Origin of the sequence: Streptomyces roseifaciens (genome assembly GCF_001445655.1) — a bacterium.
Lineage (GTDB): Bacteria > Actinomycetota > Actinomycetes > Streptomycetales > Streptomycetaceae > Streptomyces > Streptomyces aureoversilis.
Map to the genome: position 1 here is coordinate 97,099 of NZ_LNBE01000002.1, position 17,959 is coordinate 115,057.

Below are 17,959 nucleotides of genomic sequence, written 5' to 3' on the forward strand. Positions count from 1 at the left end.
GTGACCGGGTGCCGAAGAACCGGAACACGTTCTCTTCCGACGCCTCCACCGCCCTGCGGGCGTGGGGGCGTCGTGCCGCGTCCAGCGCGGTCCACCGCGGCTGGCGGTGGATCCAGCAGGCCGGCGCGGTGACCGCCGAGCGGCCGGGCCCGTACCGCTTCCGCCGGATCGGCCCGGCGACCAGGCTCGCCTTCCCGCTCGGCACGGTCTTCGGCGAGCGCTGGATCGAGCTGGGCGACCACTGCATCATCGGCGAGCAGGTCACGCTCACCGCCGGGATGATGCCCGGCCTCGACCTCGGGCCCGACCCCGTGCTCCGGCTGGGCAACGGCGTGGTCCTCGGCCGGGGCAGCCACGTCGTGGCCTCGCAGCCGGTGACCTTCGGCGACGACGTCTTCTGCGGCCCGTACGTCTACGTCACCAGCGACAACCACTCCTACGACGACCCGCACCAGCCCATCGGCAGACAGTGGCCGCGCAGCGCACCCGTCTCCATAGGCTCCGGCAGCTGGCTCGGCACCGGCGCGGTGATACTCCCCGGCGCCCGCCTCGGCCGGAACGTGGTCGTCGCCGCGGGCTCCGTCGTCCGCGGCGAGGTCCCCGACCACGCGGTGGTCGCGGGCGCCCCGGCGAAGGTCGTACGCCGCTGGGAGGCGGCAACCGGCTGGGTCCCGCCACTGCGGACGGCGCCCCCGGTACCGATCCCCTCAGAAATGACAGCGGAACAGCTGAAGGCGCTCGCCGACCTGCCACCGTCACCGGACGGGGCGTAGCCGGGGCTGCCAGGACCGTTCCCAGCCGCCGGGGGGGGTGCCCCTATGGGTTTCGTCAACCCGTGGGGGTGGGCTTGGGGTCGTAGAAGGTGCCGTTGCGGAGCATGGCGAAGAGCACGTCGGCTCGTCGTCGGGCGAGGCAGAGAAGGGCTTGGGTGTGATGCTTCCCCTGGGCGATCTTCTTGTCGTAGTAGGCCCGGGAGACGGGGGACTCTGTTGCTCAATTCGGAGAACCTGCAGGAACCAGCGCCTGCCACGCCCTTCGCGACAGCGTTGGTGCAGGTCGCGGACGCGAGCCCGGACGTTCCGCGGAATTGAGCAACAGAGTCACGGGGTCGGCCAAAGCGGCGAACGCGGAGAGAAAGAAAGCCCGTTTGAGCTGCTTGTTTCCTCTCCGGGAGGGTTGTTCACCGCGGATCGAGGACCCGGAACTTCTGGTTGCTGGGGCGAGGCCCGCGTAGGCGGCGAGGTGGGCGGCGGAGGGGAAGCCGCTGGCGTCGCCGACGTCGATGAGGATCCTGGCTCCGGTCCTGACGCCGATCCCCGGCATGGACGTCAGGACCTTGGAAAGAGGGTGGGCCTCCAGCAGTTCCTCGATCCGTCCGGCCAGCAGTTTCCGCTGGTCAAGGACGGCGGTCAGAGAAGTGGCCAGGCTCGGGACGATCAGCGCGGCCGCGTCCGTGCCGGGAACGACCACGGTCTGCTCGTCCAGGGCGGTGAAGATGTCGTCGACCAGCCGTTCTGCCATCCTGGGTGCCTTCGGCCGGAGCAGGTTCACCAGCCGGTGGCGGCCGGCCTTGCGGATCTGGGCCGGAGACCCGAAGCGTTCCAGCAGGGCCAGGACAGCCGGGTGCTGGATACGCGGGCCGATCACTCGTTCCAGGTGCGGGTGGATCTGGGTCAGCAGTCCCCGCAAGCGGTTGGAGACCCTGGTGGCTTCGCCGGCGAGGTCGTCGTCGAAGCCGGCGATCATCTCCAGCTCGGCGACCGTCTCGTCGGCGGGATCGATCGCCCGCAGGGTGTGCGGCATCGAGCGGGCGGCGTCGGCGATGACGAACGCGTCGCAGGGCCCCGATCGAGGCGGGCTGGTCAACGACCACGAGCACGGCGCCGTGCTTGGCCTTGAGCTTGCCGAAGACCTCACGGAGCTTCTGCTCGCTGTTGGGCAGCCGTTTGTCGAAGGCTTTCTTCCCGGCTGGGGTGACGGCGGTGGCGTGGTGTTCGCCCTTGCCGACGTCCAGGCCGAGGAAGGCGCCGATGCCGCTGGTGTCGATCACGTGCGTCCTTCGGTCGTCCTCGCCCGGCCGTCCCACGGCACCGATCGCCACATCCACATTACGAAGAGCCTCCCGACCTGCAAAGCCGGTGGTCATGCCCCTAACCAGCGGTCTGTCGATGCCTCCGGAGCCGGTGACACCACCCCCCAGGCCATGCGTTCGACAGGGGGAGAAAGTCATGCCAACTCCGGAGGCCGGGCGCCCCATTGCGGGGCCACCAAGAAGGTAATGGGGGGCGACGCTGGCGATTTCCGGGCCCTGCAGGAAGCTGCCCGGCAACAGGCCGCCGACCCCACCTGGCAGGCTGACTACCGCCGCTGGCGACCGCCCGTGGAACGGGTCATCGCCTGGCTCGTCCACCGAGGCAACCGCCGCTTGCCCTGCCGCGGCACCATCAAAGGCGAACGCTGGATCCGCCACCGGGCCGCCGCCCTCAACCTCCGCCGACTGATCAACCTCGGACTCGACCACCACAACGGAACCTGGACCCTGGCTCCAGCCAGCCCCTGACCAGGCGGAACGGGCCGCCCAGGCTCATTTGTCGAGCGGCCCAACTCCAACATCTTCACTGGATTTCTAGGGCGGTGTGAGGGTGTCGAGTTGCGCGGCGAGGTCGGGGTGGGCGGTGGTCAGGTGGCGGCGGGTGGCGGCCAGGGGGGCGATGAGGGCGGCGGGGTCGTTGTGGGCGAGGGCTGTGTGGAGCTCGCCGACCGAGTGACGGGCGGCGGGGGGAAGGTCGGTGAGTGCGGTGATCTGGCCGGCGAGGCGGCGCAGGTCGGCGGCATTGTGGCGGGCCCAGGTAGCGGTGGTGCGTTCCGCGGCGCGGGCCTGCCGGGCGGCCGTTACGCGCTGTTCGCCGGTGGTCCCGGTGGGGCCCGGGCGGCCGCGCAGGTAGCGGCGCTCGGCGGCCTGTCGGCTGGCGACGCCGAGGGGGTGGGCGAGGTCGGCCCAGCTGGCGCCCGCGTCGCGGGCCGTTTCGATCAGGCCGGTCTCCCATCCGGCGAGCTGCTCGCGGACCTGCCGCAGCAGCAATACGGAGGCGAGGGCCTGCTCCGGTGCCGGCCCGGCGCCGAGGGTGTCGGGGGCTCCGTGCTGGGCGGTGCGCAGTGCGTCGTCGATGGCGCGCAGGGCCGCCGCGGCGGCGAGGAACGACGCCGGGCTGTGGGCGTCGGTGCTGGAGGAGGACGGCTGGTCGGCCGGGGTCACGGACACCTCCCTCGGGATTGTCATCGTGTGGACGACACCACGTTTGTCATCCAATGGATGACATGTTACAACGGTTTCAGTGAGGCGCATTGGCAGCAACTGCCCGAACCTCTGGAGGTGTCTTTCCATGTTGATGCGCACTGACCCCTTCCGTGAGCTGGACCGGCTGACCCAGCAGCTGATGGGCCCGGGCACCTGGTCGAGGCCGTCGGCGATGCCGATGGACGCCTATCGCGAGGGCGACGAGTACGTGGTGGCCTTCGACCTCCCGGGCGTCAGCGCGGACGCGATCGACATCGACGTCGAGCGGAACATGCTGACGGTCAAGGCCGAGCGTCGGCCCGTGACGAAGGCCGACGACGTGCAGATGGAACTGTCCGAGCGGCCGCTGGGCGTCTTCTCCCGCCAGATCGTGCTCGCCGACACCCTCGACACCGAGCACATCAAGGCCGACTACGACGCGGGCGTCCTCATCCTGCGCATCCCGATCGCCGAGCGCGCCAAGCCCCGCAAGATCTCCATCGGCGTCGGATCCGGCCGCAAGGAGATCTCCGGCTGACACCGGCCGGAAGGGTGCGGAGGACGGGCACCTGATCTCCGATCTCCCCCTCACCCCGCCCTCCGCACCCCGTAGGCCGTCCGAAGAAGGAAGGGGAGCGGCCGAGATGACTCTGCGACGCAAAGCGTTCCTCGACCACGTGAAAGAACGCGGCGAGTACGAAACTGTGGAGGAAGCCGAGCGCGCGGCCCGGGTAGTGCTCGCCCTGCTCGGCGCGCACCTGGTCGGCGAAGTCCGCGCCCAGCTCGCGGCACGCCTGCCGGAGGACTTCGCCCTGATCCTGCTCAACCCGCTGCAGAGCGCCGAGCCACTGCCCCCGGAGCGGTTCGTGCGGGCGGCCGCGGCCTGGATCGAGGGCGCCACCGAGCAGACTGCGACGTGGGACGTCAGCGCCGTGCTGTCCACGGCCGCCGACACCGCCGGCGACGACCTGCTGGGGCAGATCCTGCTCCAGCTCCCCGCCGGCTACGACCTGCTCTTCGGTCACCCCCAGCCCACCTGACCCATACCTCGGTGCCGCACACCGGCACCCCCGGCTCCACGAAAGGCATGTACCGCAGTGATCAGCGACGTGCGCGTACCGCTTGAGCACCAGCAACCGTACGGGACGACGTATGAGCAGATGCTGGAGCAGGTCCGCTACGAAGGCGCCTACCCCACCCGCGAGAGAGCCGACGAAGCCGTCCGCCTGGTCCTTGCGGGGCTGGGACGCCAGCTGACCGGCGACGAACGTGTCGACCTGGCCGCCCGGCTGCCCCTTGAGGCCGCACGCGTCCTCACCGCGCAGATCCCCGACACCCGGCCCCTGACCGGCTGGGCCTTCGTCAAGGACCTCGCCGCCCGCACCGGCGCCTCCCTGGCCACCACCCGCTGGGACACCGGCTCCGTCTTCTCCGCCGTCGCCGCCCACGCCGGACCCGACCTCATCACCCGCATCCTCCACCAGCTCCCCACCGGCTACGCCCTGCTGTTCGGCCGCGCCGAACTCACCCCGGCCGCGTAAAGGGGGGCAGAGCTGGCGACGAAGGGGCAATGAGATGGTCGTGGCCTCGCCCGGTGTCCGAGGGCGAGGCCACGCTGGTTCCCGAGAGGGCTATCCGGTCACGGTCTCGTCCGGCTTGGTCTCCTGCTCGGCCGGGAGGCCGAGCAGTGTCGGCGGCGCTTGGACGATTCACGCGTCGCCGACACCATCGGCTCCTACGCGCTCCTGTGGCCGGACCTTCGACGGCGGGATCAGCGGCCTCGCGATCTCCCACAGCCCGTCCGGCACGATCCAGTCCCACGTTCCCCGCCCCATGACCAGTCAACGTCCGCCTCACCACATAGGACACCGTCTTATGCTTCGCTCACGCGCTGCTCACGTTGCTCACTGCTGCGAAAATGAATCGTTCGCAGCAGCCGATCGCGGTGGCGAGCCCGAGGAAGGCCGGGTAGTCGCGGGGGTCGCACCACAGCGGCGGCGAGCCAGGCCCAAGAAGCCGATGGCGACCTCATCGGCGAACGCTTCGCCGCTGCCGGGCCGTCCCGGTCATCCGACGACCGTCGGTGGCCGGGGGGCGAGGTCGCCGACGAAGGCCCGCTCCAGCAGCCCGAGGGGAGGCATACCGAGGGCGAGCAGCGCGTCGTGGAAGCGTCGGTGCGTATAGCGCTGCCCCCAGCTGTCGTGTGCGCGATCGCGTGCCTGACGGATCGCCATCTTGCCCAGCGTGTAACGCCCGTACGTGGACTCGACGGTGCCGCGCAGGGCTTCGCCCCGGGCGGCCCGGCCGCGCAGGAACGCATCGGCCTCGAAGCGGGCCGTGGCCTCGTCGACGGTCATCGCCCCGGTGTGCAGGCCGATCGAGCAGGTCAGCCGGGTCACCCGCAGCAGCGCCTCGACGGCCACGCCGATCACATAGCGCGGGTCGTCGGCCCTGAAGCCCTCCTCGGCGTACAGCTCCTCGGTGTAGTGCGCCCAGCCCTCGACGAACCCGGCGGACTCCAGCGAGCGGCGCACGTCGCTGGTCAGCGCCCGCAGCGCACGGCCGTGCGCATAGTGACCGGGCGTCACCTCGTGCACGGTGATGGCGGGCAACGAGGTGCGGCTGAAGACGGCCAGCCACTCCTCGGCCTCCCCCGGCGGCCACGCCGGGTCGGGCGGCACAACGTAGTACCAGCTGGGGGCGTCGGCCTCGTACGGCGCGGACCAGGACATCATCGCCTGCGCGAAGGCCCGTGAGGCCGGGGCGGGTCCGACCCGGCAGACGCCGCCGGGGTCGGCGATCAGATCCCGATCGACGGCGAAAGCGGTGACCTCGTCGATCAGGGCGGCGGCCTCGACGAAGACGCCGTCGGCGGTCACCGGGTGATCGCGCAGCAGGGCCCGTAGGACGTCGGCGGGGCGCTCGCCGGGGGCAAGCCGGTCCACGGCGTCCCTCAACAGCTCCAGCAGGCGGGCCCGTTCGCGCTCGGCCGTGGTCGTCAGCTCCGTGACGTCGTACGTGAGGCCCTCCCCGGCGCCCAGCAGCCGCTCGAACGCGGCGGTGCCCAGGGCCGCCGAGGGGCCCCCGTCCCGCGCGGCCGTCTCGACGTGGCGGACCAGGCGCCGCAGCGCGGCCAGGGCGCGGGCGTCGTCCACGCCGTGCGCGAGGCCGCGGACCGCGGGCAGCGTGGCGGTCGCCACCGGCGCGGGCACCCGGTCCAGGGCCTCGATCGCGTTGTCCACCGCATCCGGCCAGCCCGACAGGTGCCGCATCCGCGCGTGGTGCCGCTGCCCGGCCGGGGCGTACTGCCGGTCGTAGCAGGCCAGGTCCATGGCGGCGACGTGCAGAAGCGGATCGCGGCGGTGCAGCTGGGCCTCGGCGAACCGGGCGCGCAGTCCGTCCTCGTGGATCAGCGTGACCTCCGCGTCGAACGGGTCCTCGGGCAACGGCCCGCGTCCCAGGCGGGCGAGCGTGCCGCTCACACCTCCGGGCGAGAGGTCCTGGACCTGCCCGTCGTACACGTGGAGGCCGACGGACTCGCGGGCCCGGGCCAGGTCGAGGGCGAGCGCGGCGCTCACCCGCGCATCGGTGATGCCGGTCATGTCAGGCGCCTGCCGGACGGGTCTCGACATGGAGCGTGGCGCGGACGTCGGCGAGTGCCGCGGAGAGCACGGCCGGGGCGTCGGCGGCGAGGAGGACCTGGCCGACGCGCTCGGCCGAGGAGCGGACCGGTGCGACGGCACCACCCAGCGCGATGCTCACCTCGGCCTCCACCACGCAAGGGTGGGCGAGGACGTCGGCGAGCCCGTGAACGGCGGTGACGGTGCCGGGGGACGCCGGGGGAAAGCAGACCGCCGTGTGCCGCGTCGGACCGGGCGGCAGGGCCGGCAGGTCCCGGCCGAGCGCCATGCGAACCGCCGCCTCGTACCAGTCGACGCCGTGGGCGAGGCCGAGCAGGTCCATGAGGCGGTCCCCCGGTGTGCGTACGGCGATCTCCATGACGGAGGATCCCGTCGGGGTGAGACGGAACTCCAGGTGCACGATGCCGGTGCGCATGCCGAGGGCGTCGAGCACCGCCGCGCCGAGGTCGTCGGCGACCGCCCGGGTGACCCCGTCGACCGGGGCCGGGACGCGGTGCGCCGTCTCCACGAAGTGGGGCGGACCGCTGGTCTCCTTCTCGGTCAGGTTGGCGAACCACACCTTGCCCTCGCGCACCAGCGCTTCCCAGCTGTACTCGGGTCCGCTCACGGCCTGTTCGACCAAGAGCCGGCCCTCGCTGTCCCGGCGTGCGGCCACCTCGGCGAACGCGGCTTGATCCGCGACGAGTTCGACGCCCGCACTGCCCGCCGAGGACAGCGGCTTGACGACCACGGGAAGCCGGGACGCGGCCCACTCGGCGGCGTCGGCGAGCCGGTCGGTCACCAGGTAGTCGGGCTGGCCGATGCCCGCCGCCGTGAACCGGGCCCGCTGCAGCGCCTTGTTGCGCGACGTCGCGGCGGCGCGCAACGAGGGGCCCGGCAGCCCGAGTTCGTCCTGGACCAGTGCGGCGGCCAGGACGTGCGGCTCGCTGAAGGCCAGCACCCCGTCGGGCCGGGCGGTGCGCACCGCGGCGCCGGCGGCCTCGTACCACAGCTCGTCCGAGCGGCCCCGGCACACCGTCACCTCGTCGACCTGGCCGGCCAGCGCCACCGCCATGGGCGCGGTCTCCACTGCGTGCACCCGCACGCCGAGCCGGCGGGCGGCGGCGGCGTAGGGCCGCCCTGTCAGTCCGACTCCGACCAGCAGCAGCCTCTGCATGGTTCACCTCTCCTGTGATGACTCGTGTGCCGGGGACGGCGCCTGGTCCTTCGGCGTCGTGGGGGCCGGGGCGCCGACCGCGCGGCCGGCCCGGTGTGCGATCGATGTGATCGCGATGCCGGTGAAGGCGAAGCAGGCAGCCAGGCCGATCCAGCCCGCCCGGCCGTTCTCGATCACCGCCCAGGTGAGGAGCGCGGGTCCCGCCGCGGAGGCGGCGCTGGTGCCCAGTTCGTACACCGACAGGTAGTAGCCGCGGCGGTCCTCGGGGGACAGCACGTAGGACAGCCGCCACGCGCCGACCGACTGCCAGATCTCGCCCAAGGTCAGCGCCGCCGTCGCGGCGATGACCAGAGCGGTCGCCACGACGGGTCCGGCGCTCGCGGAAAGAGCCGTCAGCAGGCAGCAGCCGGCCAGGGTCCAGCCGGACCACTGCTGGCGGCGGGCGGCGCTGAGCAAGTCGAGGGAGCTGCGGCTGAGGCGGACCTGGAGCAGCACCACGAGCACGGTGTTGAGGACGACGACGGCGCCGGTGACCGCCGGGGGCACCTCGGTCCTGGTCGCGATCCACAGCGGGAGCGCCACGGTGAGCAGGATGGCGTGCAGGAACAGCACGCCGTTGAGGACCGACAGCGCCAGGAACCTGGGGTCGTGCACCCGCAGCACGGAGCCGGCCGACGGGGCGCGGGCGGTCGCAAGGCCGACGGCCGCGCCGTTGGCGGCGGCGGGCAGCCGGGACAGCAGCGCCGCGGCAGCGAAGAACGTCAGCGCGTCGACGAGCACCAGGGCGGTGAACGCCGTACCGCTGTCCGTGGCCAGGGCGAGGGAGGCGAGTACCGCGCCCAGGCTGAAACCGACGTTGCGGACGGAGGCGATCACAGCCATGGTCCGCACTCGGGACGCCTCACCCTCGACGGTGCCGACGATGCCCTGGACGATAGGGCCGCCGCCCCATTCCGCGATGCCGATGAGAAACGCGAGGACGAAGAAGACCTCGGGCTCGCGGGCGAGGGGATAGACAGCGAAGCAGGCGCCCCGCCACACGTACAGGGCCATGATGGCGCGCTTGCCGCCGATCCGGTCGGCCAGCCGGCCCAGCGGCACCATACCCAGGAACCCGGCCAGCCCGGCCAGGGACAAACCGATGCCGACCTGGACGGTCGTAAGGCCCAGGACCCGGGTGAAGAACAGGGCCGAGCCCGCGATGAACAGACCGGTGCCCAGGGAGTCGGCGAACGACGCGGCTATGAGCCTGCGCGCGCTGTCGCCGGGGGGCAGCCAGGAGCGCAGCAAGGCGAGCGGCGTGCGGGGCTCGTCGGCCGCCCGCCGGGCGCTCGGCTCAGTCGTCACGGTCGGCCCCGATCCCGACGAAGCACATCAGGGCTGCCTCGGTACCGCGGTTGTGCCAGGCGTGGCGGGTGCCGAGCTGGACGACACAGGTGCCGGGGGTGATCAATACCTCCCGGCCGTCGTCGAGTTCGAGGTGGAGCTCGCCCTGCAGACAGATCCCGTAGTCGAGAGTGTCGGTGGTGTGCAGGGGGGACCCGCCGGGTTCGAAGACGTCCAGGAGGCCGGGGAGCTTCTCCTCGGCCTCGGCGGCGAGCTCGTCCGGGTCGCCCACCGGCACCGGGGTGGTGAACTGCGCCTCATAGCGGGCGAACAGCAGACGGGTGCCGCCGGGGCCGGGGAAGAAGGGCAGGGTGACGGGCGCGGGCATGCCGTTGCCGACCCGGGCGCCACCGTCCTCGCTGCCCCAGGCGAGGTAGAACCGCGAGCCGGGCCAGGCGCCGACGGCGACGGGCGGGACGGGACGGTCGACGGCGGCGACGGACGTGCCGTCCTCGGTGCGGGCGGCCACGACGAGGCGGGGCTGCAGGGTCATGACGGCTCCTCTGCCGGGGCCACGCTCACCGATGCGAAGAACTCGGTGAAGAAGCGCTCCAGTAGGTCGGTGGTGGCGGGGCCGGCCACGCCCGCGATCGGGACGTCGGCGTCGGCATACGTGATCACGTCCTTGACCGGCTCGTCGGGGGCGCGCTGCAACCAGCGCAGCACCACCGGGTCGTCGCGGAAGGGCTTCTCCCCCTCGATCCGGCAGTAGCGGGTGCCGAGGGTGTGGCCGGGCACGGCGAACCAGCCGTACCGCTCGTGGGGGCCCGGGGTCCTGGCAAGGGGCGGGGCGCCGGACCCGTCGACCATCAGCCGGACCTGGACGGAAGGCATGTGCACCCCGGTGGCCAGCTCGAAGGTGTCGACCACGTCCGCGCCGCCGACGCGTGCCCCCACCTCCAGGAAGACCAGGCCCTCGGGGGTGTCGACGCCCTCCAGGTGGAAGGGACCGTCCTCGATGCCGACGGCACGCAGACAGGCCAGCGCCCACTCGGTGATCCTGGGCGTGGTGTCGATCTGCACCGATCCCAGCGGCCGGCCCGCGGCGTAGCCCAGGCAGGTGCCGACGTACCGGCTCGCCTGGACGGCGACGGGTGCGCCCGTCGCCAGCAGCCCGTCGACGTGGATGACCGGCCCCTCGACGAACTCCTCGACTTCGAAGGAGTCCACGTCGACGCCGGTGGCCGCCGCCAGCGCCTCGGCCGGTCCGGGATGCGTGGAGATCCCCTCACTGGAGGCGCCCGCGAGCGGCTTGAGGACGGTGCGTCCGCTCCAGGGCAGGGACCCGGCGCCCTGTGCGAGCGCCGTGGCCAGCGGGGCGAAGCGGGGGGCGCGGATGCCCGCCGCGACGACCGCCGACTTCATCACGACCTTGTCGCGCGTGGGGAGCACGGCCCGTACGTCGGGGCCGTCGACCCCCAGCGCCTCCCGTACGCGGGCGGCGGGGAGCAGGTCGTACTCGGACAGGGCGACGACCAGGTCGGGCCGGGGCAGACCGGCCACGGCGGCGAGCACCTCGTCGGCGGTGTCGCCGGTGCCCGCGCGTTCGATGCGGCGGCCGCGCACGCCGTCGGGGAGGGTGGCGAGCCGGTCGGGGGCGCTCACGTAGGTGACATCGTGGGCCTCGTGGTCGATCTGCTCGGCGTAGCGTACGAACGAGTCGGGGACGCGGTGCATGACCAGGATGTGCATGGCGTTCCCCTACCGCACCGGTGCGAGGGACGGCTCGGTGACCGACAGGCGCAGCGCGCCCTGCGCTCGGTCCAGGGCGTCTGCGCACTCCCGCGCGGTGGCGGCCACCGCTGTGGCGAGGGCGACGCGCCCGTCGATCAGGCCCTGACGCGGCGGGGACACCACGTCGCCCGGCTCCACCAGTGTCACCAGCAGGTCGGTCTCGGTGGACAGCCCGTCGTCGTCGAAGCCGACCGACGCGATGACGGAGTCGTTGTGCTCCGGGTAGAAGAACCGCACGCCCGCCACGCCCGCGGCCGACGGGGCCGTGTGCGGGGCGGCGCCGCAGGCGACGTCGGCCGCGGCCAGCCCCGGGTCGATGCCCGAGGCGCGCATGCCGAGGTAGGGGATCAGGTCGCCGCCCAGGCGTCCGTTGACCTCGATCAGCTTGGGGCCCTGAGGGGTGAGCTTGAGCTCGCTGTGCGTCCAGCCGTCGCTGCAGCCGAGGGCCTCGTGGATGCCGGTCAGGGCGCGCAGAAGGTCTGGGTCGCTCAGCAGCGGGTCGGCGCTGTCGACGCGGTGCCCGGTCTCCTCGAAGTACGGCGGGTAGCCCACCTCCTTGCGTCCCACGAACAGCGGAGTGACACAGCCGCCGTGGACCACTGCGTCGACGCTGATCTCCGGGCCCTCCAGGTACTCCTCGACGAGCACCACCCGGTCGAAGTCGGGTGCGTGCGGGACCGGGACGTCGCGGGTGGTCTCGAACTGCCGGGACAGCCCGGCCGGGTCGTGGACCAGGACGACGCCCTGGCTGCCGCCGGCGGCGCGCGGCTTGATCACCACCGGGTAGCCCAGCCGCTCGGCGGCGGCCAGCGCCTCCTCGCGGCTCCCGGTCAGCTCGAAGCGCGGCTGAGGCAGTCCGGCGGCGGCGAGCGCGGTACGGGTGGCGAACTTGTCCCGGCATCGGCGGACGGTATCGGCCGCGGTGCCGGGCAGGCCGAGCTCCTCGGCGACCAGGGCCGCCTGCACGATGTGCTCCTCGTGCCAGCTCATGACGCCGGACACCGCCTCGCGTGCCGCGACCTCCCGGGCGGCCTCCAGCACGGACCGGGCGCCGGTGTCGGACACCACGGTGGAGCCGTACAGGTAGGGCAGCTCCCAGGTGGGGGCGACGGAGTCGATCAGATGGACCCGGTAGCGGTGGGACATTGACCGCAACAGGTACTCGCGGTAGTGCCGCAGGCCGCTGGTGATCACCAGCAGCAGCGGCTTCTCCTGGGGGTGCGTCATGGCAGGCCTCCTTGGGCCGGTGAGAGGGTCTTCGGGTGGTGCGCCGGCGCGGCCGGGATCAGGCCGCCGGGCGAGGGCCGGGCACCATGGCGTTCCGCAGGCGGGCGAGCGCTGTGCGCATCACCGGCTCCGGGTGCACGAGCGCGATCCGCAGGTGTCCGGCGCCCGGGTTGCCGCCCTTGGGCTCCTCGGCGGCGAGGTAGCGGCCGGGCATCACGGACAGGGCGTGGTCGCGCCAGAGCCTGCGGGCCGTGGCCTCGTCGTCGTCGGCCGGCAGCCACAGGAAGAACCCGGCCGCCGCCCTGCGGTAGCCCGGCACGGCGGCCAGCAGTTCGCCCGCGAGCTCCCAGTTGCGGGCCAGGGCCCGCCGCGCCCGCCGTACGTGGGTCTCGTCGCGCCACAGCTCGGCGGCCGCGGCGCACACGGGCGCGGGGGTCGACACGCCGCACGCCCGGTTGTAATGCGCGTAGTCGGCCACGGTCGCCGGGTCGCCCGCGGCGAACCCGCTGCGGAGCCCCGGCGCCCCGGACCGCTTGGACAGGCTGTGCAGCACGAGGAACCGGCCGGGCTCCACCGCGCCGCGCTCCACCAGCGACAGGAACCCGGTCGGCGGCCGTTCGAGCCAGAGGTCGGTGTAGCACTCGTCGACGACGAGCAGGGCCCCGGCGGCGGCCGCGGTCCTCTCCACGGCCCGCAGGGCGTCCTCGGGGAGGACCTCGCCGCGCGGGTTGCCGGGGCTGCACACGACGACCGCCGCGACGGGGGCGTCCGCCGCCGCTACGGCCGCCTCCACTCCGGCGGCGGTGTCGCCGTCGACGCGGTAGAACACCGGCCGGGCGCCCGCCGCCAGGGCGGCAGCGTGGTAGGTCGGGTAGAACGGGTTCGGCATGACGACCGCCGCTGGGCCGCCCTCCGGCCGGACCCGGGCCACCGCGCGGGCCACGGCGACGGCCACGGCCTGTTTGCTGCCCGGGGTGGGCTCGACCGCCACGCGTCCGTCGGCCGGGCCTTCCCGCACGCCGAAGCGCCGTGCCAGCCACCCCTGGTAGGCGCTGCGCAGCTCGTCCGTGCCGCCCGGGCTCGGATAGCCGCTCCAGCCGTTGGCGTCGGCCAGGAGCACGGTGTCGAGGCCGCCGCCCCCGAGGCGGGCCTCGCCCAGGTGGAGCTGGACCGGGTCGAGCCCCGGTGGCGTGGGGATGCCGTGCTGCAGGGCGCGCAGCCGGGCGAAGGCGCCGGCGAGTGGGCTCACGGTTCAGTCCCGCACCAGGTCGTTCAGCGCGGTCTTGCCCCGGGTGCGCTCGTCGGCGTACTTGACGATCACCGCGGCGTACGTGGAGAGTTCGGGCCGGCTCGGGTCGGTGCGTGCCCCGGCGACCACGACGGCGTTCTCCGGAACCTCGCCGCGCAGCACCTCGCCGCTCGCCCGGTCCACGATGGGGGTGGACGCGCCGAGGTAGACGCCCATGCCGATGACGGCTCCGCGCCGCACCCGTACGCCTTCGGCGATCTCGCTGCGCGCGCCGATGAACACGTCGTCCTCGATGACCACGGGGCTGTCACCGATCGGTTCGAGGACGCCGCCGATACCGGCGCCGCCGGAGATGTGGCAGCGCTCGCCCACCTGGGCGCAGGAGCCGACTGTGGCCCAGGTGTCGACCATGGTTCCGGCGCCCACGTAGGCGCCGATGTTGACGAAGGACGGCATGAGTACGGCGCCCGGTGCCACGTGGGCGCCGCGGCGCACGACGGCGCCCGCGACCACCCGGATCCGCGCCTTCTCGAAGTCGTCCTCCTGCCAGTCCTCGAACTTCAGCGGCACCTTGTCGAAGGTCCTGGGCCGTCCGGGGCCGGAGTCCGCGAGCTCGTTCCGCCCGAGCGGGAAGGACAGCAGGATCAGCTTCTTGACGAAGGTGTTGGCGACCCACACCCCGTCGACCGGGTTCGCGGCCCGCAGTTCGCCCCGGTCGAGGGCGGCCAGACCGGCCTCGACGTGCGGGGCGAGCTCCGCGAGGTCCGCCGGTGTCAGCCCGGCGCGGCGCTCGAAGGCACCCTCGATCAGCGCTCTGGAATGCATGCCGTTCGCTCCTGTTCGCCTGTGGTGCGTGCTGCCCGGGCGGCGGGTCGGGCCGCCGCGCTCAGGACGGGGACGGGCTGCGTGCGGACGGTCGCGATGTAATCCTCGAACCGTTCGGCGCGCCGGATCTCGACGACATCGTCGTCCGGCGTCAGCAGGAGTTCCGCGGGCCGCAGCCGCCCGTTGTAGGTGAAGCCCATCGCGTGCCCGTGGGCGCCGGTGTCGTGCACGAGCGCGATGTCGCCCACGCGGGGGTCGGGCAGCGACCGGTCGATCGCGAACTTGTCCATGTTCTCGCAGAGCGAGCCCACGACGTCGTAGCGCGACTCGGGCCGTCCCGCGGCGAAGGGCAGACTGACGTGGTGGTACGCCCCGTAGAACCCGGGGCGCATCAGCGCGGACATCGAGGCGTCGACGCCGACGACCTCCTGGCCCTTGCTGCACCGGTTGACGACCCGGGTCACCAGGACCCCGTGCGGGCCGGTGACGTACCGTCCGCACTCCATCAGGATCCGCGGTGCCGAGCGGGGGAAGCAGCGGCGGCGGGCGGCCACGATGGCGTCCGCGTACGCCGTGAAGCCGAACGGCCGGTCCTCGGGGCGGTAGGGGATCCCGAGGCCGCCGCCGACGTTGATGTAGTCGAGCGTGATGCCCACGTCCTCGGCGATCCGCGCGCCCAGCTCGATGACGTCCACCGCGGCGCGCGCCGCCCGGCCCACATCGAGTTCGTTGGCGCAGGTCATGCCGTGGATGCCGAAGCGGGTGACCCCGCGCCGCTTGGCCTCTCGGTAGGCGTCGGCGAGTTCCGGCACCGGCACCCCGAACTTCGTCGCCTTCGCGTCACCCATGAGGCGGGAGCCGGCGGAGAGCCCGTGCGGCGAGACCCGGAAGGCGACGGTCTCCGGCAGGGTGTCGGCCCGGTCCAGCAGCGAACGGTCGTCGAAGGTGACCAATGCCCCTGACGTCAGGGCGAGTTCGTACTCCTGTGGAGTGGTGTTGTTGGAGGTGAACACGACGTCGCCGCCACCGGCCCCGACGCTTCGCGCCAGTTCCAGCTCGACGGGCGAGGCGCAGTCGAGTCCGCTGCCCTCCGCCAGAAGCAGGGACAGGACGGCGGGGTTGGGCAGCGCCTTCACCGCGAAGTGCTGACGGTAGGGGACGCCGGCGAAGGCGGCCTCCATCGCACGGTGGGTGTCGATGATCCCCCGGGCGTCGTAGAGGTGGAACGGAGTGCCGTAGACGGCCACGATCTCTTGGAGCAGCGGCCGCAGACGCCGCTCGAACCCATCGGCTATGGGCAAGGTCTTCCCTTTCGGGGTGGGACGGACGACCGGTGGTTACGGGACCCGGGCGACGCAGACGGTGCGGTTGCGCATGCCGCTGACGGGGCGCACGTACGGGAAGTAGTAGCTCTCCACCGGGACGTAGCCCAGGTCCGAGAGGCGATCCTGGAGGTAGCCCCTGGACAGGAACCAGAAGTCCTCGACCCGCTCGTGCGGGGCGAACGGCGCCTGGGGGTCGGCCGGCGCGTCGTTGGAGAGCACCAGGTAGGCGCCCGACTTCGGCTTCAGGGAGGCGAGTTTGGCCAGGGCCGGGCCGAACTCCTGCTCGCTGTCGAAGAGGTGGCCGAAGAAGCCGTCCGCGTAGATGAGGTCGGCGTCGGCGACGTCGGACGGCGTCAGCGTGAAGTAGTCGGCCGCGAACGCGTCGACGCCCTTATGCCGGGCCAGTCCGACGGCCTCCTCGTTGAAGTCAATGCCGCGCACCGTCCGGTTGAGGCCGGAAACGACCCCTTCCACGGCGGCGTTGCCGCAGCCCAAGGAGAAGATGTTCGCGCCGTCCTGCGTCAGCGAGAGAAGCTTGAGCGCCATGTGGGACCGGTACTCGGGCACGTACGTCGACGGCGTGATCGAGTCGTTGAATGCCCCGCCCTTCTCCCAGATGGCGTAGATGCTCTCCTCGCCGTCGCCCGCGGCACGCCTCGACGTGTAGTACTCGCGCACCCGGTCGAGGTCCTGTTGAGTCTCGCTGATCATCATGTCCCGCTTTCAGGAGGCCGGAGTGGCGGCGAAGTGGAGGTGCTCTTGCATGTACTCGACGGAGGGCAGCGGTTGGCCGCGCAGCTCGTCGATGAGGAATGACAGCGGGGAAGCCGTCGCCGGACCGAAAGTCCGGTGGAGGCGGACCGCCCGACCGGCGTCAGTGGCGAGCAGGGTGTCGGCCAGGACCCGCGCCAGCGAGCGCAGTCCGGCCAGGACGGCGCCGGGGTCGCCCTTCAGGCGCGGTGCGCCGTCCGGATCCGCTTCCAGGGCGCCCAGCTGTACGAAGTAGGACAGCTGGAGGAACATGCCGTCGCTGTCGGGGAAGTGGCCCAGTCCGCGGTCCAGGTAGCGCAGGCACTCCGCGAGGTAGTACGCGACGCAGTCCTCGGCGGCGATGCCCAGGCGCGGCGCCCATACGTCGGCCAGGATCAGGGTCCCGAAGACGTCGGCGGCGACTTCCTGGAGGACTACGGAGGCCCAGCGGTCCTCGGCGTTGAGATCCGTGAAGTCGGTGGCGGTCCGGTGGACGAAGTGGCCCAGCTCGTGGCCGAGCACGCCGAGTACCGGGATGGTCGCGAAGCGCTCGTCGGCCGGGGCGAAGCGCGGTCCGGCCTCGACGTGGCGGGCGGCCAGCGGGGCCGAGATCGTCTCCAGCAGAGCCCGGTGGGTGTTGGCGAAGTAGTACGTCTTCTTGAAGGGCGAGTACTTCACGCCCTCGTCCTCGGGGAGGAAGTAGGCGATGTGCTTGGGGTGCAGGTTGCCCTCGCCTGCCATGAAGAAGAGTTCGGCCGCGCCGAAAGCCGGAAGCTCCCCCAGCCGCAGGCCGGAGTGGAGGCGGTGCAGGTAGCCGGCCGCCTCGTCCCGCAGGGCCAGGGCCTGGCCGACCAGCTCCTGACGGGCCCCGTCGGTGCGGCACGCGAAGGCCGTCGGCAGGCCGCGCACGTCCTTGCCGTACCAGGTGGAGATCTGCCCCGCGACGATCGTGACCTCTTCCTCAAGGGAGGCGAGTTCCTTCAGGATGCCGTCGTCGTAACCGTTCCGGACGGCGTCGGCGCGCAGCTCGGCCGCCCGCCGGTCGGCCTCGCCCGGCAGATACTCGGCGACGTCACGCAGGGCCCCGGCGACCGCCGGCGGGTCGTTGAAGCGGCGACGGGCCGGGATGCCGATCTCCTTGACCGTGTGCCACTCGGCCTCGACGGCGCCCTTGAGAGCGGCCAGCGCCCGGCGGAAGCCGTCGCCGAGGTCGGGGGTCGCCCCGGCGAGGTCCAGGCAGCCCAGGGCGTAGGAACCGGATGGCGGCCAGAGGGCGCTGCGGCGCATGCGGTACGAACCGGCCCGTTCGAGGTTCACGGTGTAGTCGAAGCGGTCCACGGTAGGCTTGTCAGACATAGAACTTCCCGTTCTGGAATCGGAATTGGAGGC

At 72.4% G+C, this 17,959-nt stretch carries 17 protein-coding genes and 3 pseudogenes; 5 read left to right on the top strand and 15 right to left on the bottom strand.

The features are described from left to right. Window positions 1-8: 8 nt before the first annotated feature. Complete coding sequence (locus AS857_RS02250; protein ID WP_058041399.1) at window positions 9-773, top strand: acyltransferase; 765 nt, start codon at window positions 9-11, stop codon at window positions 771-773. 55 nt (window positions 774-828) lie between these two features. On the opposite strand, the pseudogene AS857_RS42220 reads toward AS857_RS02250, so the two are convergent. Both AS857_RS42220 and AS857_RS02255 read right to left on the bottom strand, forming a co-directional pair. After that, window positions 829-981 (bottom strand): annotated as a pseudogene (locus tag AS857_RS42220) (IS110 family transposase); the annotation flags it as partial. A 126-nt stretch (window positions 982-1,107) separates the two neighbouring features. Continuing rightward, window positions 1,108-2,050, bottom strand: a pseudogene (locus AS857_RS02255) (IS110 family transposase); the annotation flags it as partial. A gap of 228 nt (window positions 2,051-2,278) precedes the next feature. Here AS857_RS02255 and AS857_RS02260 point away from each other — a divergent pair. Further along, entirely contained in the window at window positions 2,279-2,560 is a 282-nt protein-coding gene (locus tag AS857_RS02260; RefSeq protein ID WP_058041400.1) for a transposase, read from the top strand. Between the two features lie 66 nt (window positions 2,561-2,626). Here the strand turns inward: AS857_RS02260 and AS857_RS02265 are convergent, their stop codons facing one another. After that, entirely contained in the window at window positions 2,627-3,256 is a 630-nt protein-coding gene (locus tag AS857_RS02265; protein ID WP_058041401.1) for a hypothetical protein, read from the bottom strand. A gap of 127 nt (window positions 3,257-3,383) precedes the next feature. On the opposite strand from AS857_RS02265, the gene AS857_RS02270 reads away from it, so the two are divergent. The 3 genes from AS857_RS02270 (at window position 3,384) to AS857_RS02280 (ending at window position 4,818) form a co-directional block, all read left to right on the top strand. Next, window positions 3,384-3,815: an Hsp20/alpha crystallin family protein gene (locus tag AS857_RS02270; RefSeq protein ID WP_058041402.1), complete on the top strand. Its 432-nt coding sequence runs from the start codon at window positions 3,384-3,386 to the stop codon at window positions 3,813-3,815. 106 nt (window positions 3,816-3,921) lie between these two features. Continuing rightward, window positions 3,922-4,317, top strand: a complete 396-nt coding sequence (locus AS857_RS02275; RefSeq protein ID WP_058041403.1) for a DUF2267 domain-containing protein — start codon at window positions 3,922-3,924, stop codon at window positions 4,315-4,317. 57 nt (window positions 4,318-4,374) lie between these two features. Beyond that, on the top strand, window positions 4,375-4,818 hold the full coding sequence (locus tag AS857_RS02280) for a DUF2267 domain-containing protein (RefSeq protein WP_058041404.1): 444 nt from the start codon (window positions 4,375-4,377) through the stop codon (window positions 4,816-4,818). Window positions 4,819-5,022: 204 nt separating this feature from the next. Here AS857_RS02280 and AS857_RS37100 read toward each other — a convergent pair. From AS857_RS37100 to AS857_RS02335, 12 genes and pseudogenes are all read right to left on the bottom strand, one after another. Further along, a pseudogene (locus tag AS857_RS37100) lies at window positions 5,023-5,112 on the bottom strand (IS5/IS1182 family transposase); the annotation flags it as partial. A gap of 231 nt (window positions 5,113-5,343) precedes the next feature. Next, on the bottom strand, window positions 5,344-6,879 hold the full coding sequence (locus AS857_RS02285) for a DUF885 family protein (RefSeq protein WP_058041405.1): 1,536 nt from the start codon (window positions 6,877-6,879) through the stop codon (window positions 5,344-5,346). A 1-nt stretch (window position 6,880) separates the two neighbouring features. Next, complete coding sequence (locus AS857_RS02290) at window positions 6,881-8,074, bottom strand: ATP-grasp domain-containing protein (protein ID WP_058041406.1); 1,194 nt, start codon at window positions 8,072-8,074, stop codon at window positions 6,881-6,883. A 3-nt stretch (window positions 8,075-8,077) separates the two neighbouring features. Next, the gene (locus AS857_RS02295; RefSeq protein WP_058041407.1) at window positions 8,078-9,421 is read right to left on the bottom strand and encodes an MFS transporter; all 1,344 of its coding nucleotides are present in this window, start codon (window positions 9,419-9,421) and stop codon (window positions 8,078-8,080) included. Continuing rightward, on the bottom strand, window positions 9,411-9,953 hold the full coding sequence (locus AS857_RS02300; protein ID WP_058041408.1) for a cupin domain-containing protein: 543 nt from the start codon (window positions 9,951-9,953) through the stop codon (window positions 9,411-9,413). The genes AS857_RS02295 and AS857_RS02300 overlap by 11 nt, the downstream gene beginning before the upstream one ends. Continuing rightward, the gene (locus tag AS857_RS02305) at window positions 9,950-11,152 is read right to left on the bottom strand and encodes an ATP-grasp domain-containing protein (protein WP_058041409.1); all 1,203 of its coding nucleotides are present in this window, start codon (window positions 11,150-11,152) and stop codon (window positions 9,950-9,952) included. The genes AS857_RS02300 and AS857_RS02305 overlap by 4 nt, the downstream gene beginning before the upstream one ends. 9 nt (window positions 11,153-11,161) lie before the next feature. Continuing rightward, complete coding sequence (locus AS857_RS02310) at window positions 11,162-12,421, bottom strand: ATP-grasp domain-containing protein (RefSeq protein WP_058041410.1); 1,260 nt, start codon at window positions 12,419-12,421, stop codon at window positions 11,162-11,164. A gap of 58 nt (window positions 12,422-12,479) precedes the next feature. Continuing rightward, the gene (locus AS857_RS02315; protein ID WP_058041411.1) at window positions 12,480-13,670 is read right to left on the bottom strand and encodes an aminotransferase class I/II-fold pyridoxal phosphate-dependent enzyme; all 1,191 of its coding nucleotides are present in this window, start codon (window positions 13,668-13,670) and stop codon (window positions 12,480-12,482) included. A 3-nt stretch (window positions 13,671-13,673) separates the two neighbouring features. After that, window positions 13,674-14,495, bottom strand: coding sequence for a 2,3,4,5-tetrahydropyridine-2,6-dicarboxylate N-succinyltransferase (locus AS857_RS02320; RefSeq protein ID WP_058041412.1), 822 nt, complete (start codon window positions 14,493-14,495; stop codon window positions 13,674-13,676). Continuing rightward, complete coding sequence (locus AS857_RS02325; protein WP_079110003.1) at window positions 14,477-15,796, bottom strand: diaminopimelate decarboxylase; 1,320 nt, start codon at window positions 15,794-15,796, stop codon at window positions 14,477-14,479. Before AS857_RS02325 ends, AS857_RS02320 begins: the two co-directional genes overlap by 19 nt. A 36-nt stretch (window positions 15,797-15,832) precedes the next feature. Continuing rightward, entirely contained in the window at window positions 15,833-16,534 is a 702-nt protein-coding gene (locus AS857_RS02330) for a class I SAM-dependent methyltransferase (protein WP_216823935.1), read from the bottom strand. 9 nt (window positions 16,535-16,543) lie between these two features. Then, the gene (locus tag AS857_RS02335; protein ID WP_144440698.1) at window positions 16,544-17,926 is read right to left on the bottom strand and encodes a hypothetical protein; all 1,383 of its coding nucleotides are present in this window, start codon (window positions 17,924-17,926) and stop codon (window positions 16,544-16,546) included. Between the last annotated feature and the right edge of the window lie 33 nt (window positions 17,927-17,959).

Excerpts from the sequence above, each read along its gene's own strand:
- AS857_RS02260 (WP_058041400.1), top strand. The coding sequence starts at position 2,279 with ATGGGGGGCGACGCTGGCGATTTCCGGGCCCTGCAGGAAGCTGCCCGG.
- AS857_RS02270 (WP_058041402.1), top strand. The coding sequence starts at position 3,384 with ATGTTGATGCGCACTGACCCCTTCCGTGAGCTGGACCGGCTGACCCAG.
- AS857_RS02275 (WP_058041403.1), top strand. The coding sequence starts at position 3,922 with ATGACTCTGCGACGCAAAGCGTTCCTCGACCACGTGAAAGAACGCGGC.
- AS857_RS02285 (WP_058041405.1), bottom strand. The coding sequence starts at position 6,879 with ATGACCGGCATCACCGATGCGCGGGTGAGCGCCGCGCTCGCCCTCGAC.
- AS857_RS02290 (WP_058041406.1), bottom strand. The coding sequence starts at position 8,074 with ATGCAGAGGCTGCTGCTGGTCGGAGTCGGACTGACAGGGCGGCCCTAC.
- AS857_RS02300 (WP_058041408.1), bottom strand. The coding sequence starts at position 9,953 with ATGACCCTGCAGCCCCGCCTCGTCGTGGCCGCCCGCACCGAGGACGGC.
- AS857_RS02305 (WP_058041409.1), bottom strand. The coding sequence starts at position 11,152 with ATGCACATCCTGGTCATGCACCGCGTCCCCGACTCGTTCGTACGCTAC.
- AS857_RS02310 (WP_058041410.1), bottom strand. The coding sequence starts at position 12,421 with ATGACGCACCCCCAGGAGAAGCCGCTGCTGCTGGTGATCACCAGCGGC.
- AS857_RS02320 (WP_058041412.1), bottom strand. The coding sequence starts at position 14,495 with ATGCATTCCAGAGCGCTGATCGAGGGTGCCTTCGAGCGCCGCGCCGGG.
- AS857_RS02330 (WP_216823935.1), bottom strand. The coding sequence starts at position 16,534 with ATGATGATCAGCGAGACTCAACAGGACCTCGACCGGGTGCGCGAGTAC.
- AS857_RS02335 (WP_144440698.1), bottom strand. The coding sequence starts at position 17,926 with ATGTCTGACAAGCCTACCGTGGACCGCTTCGACTACACCGTGAACCTC.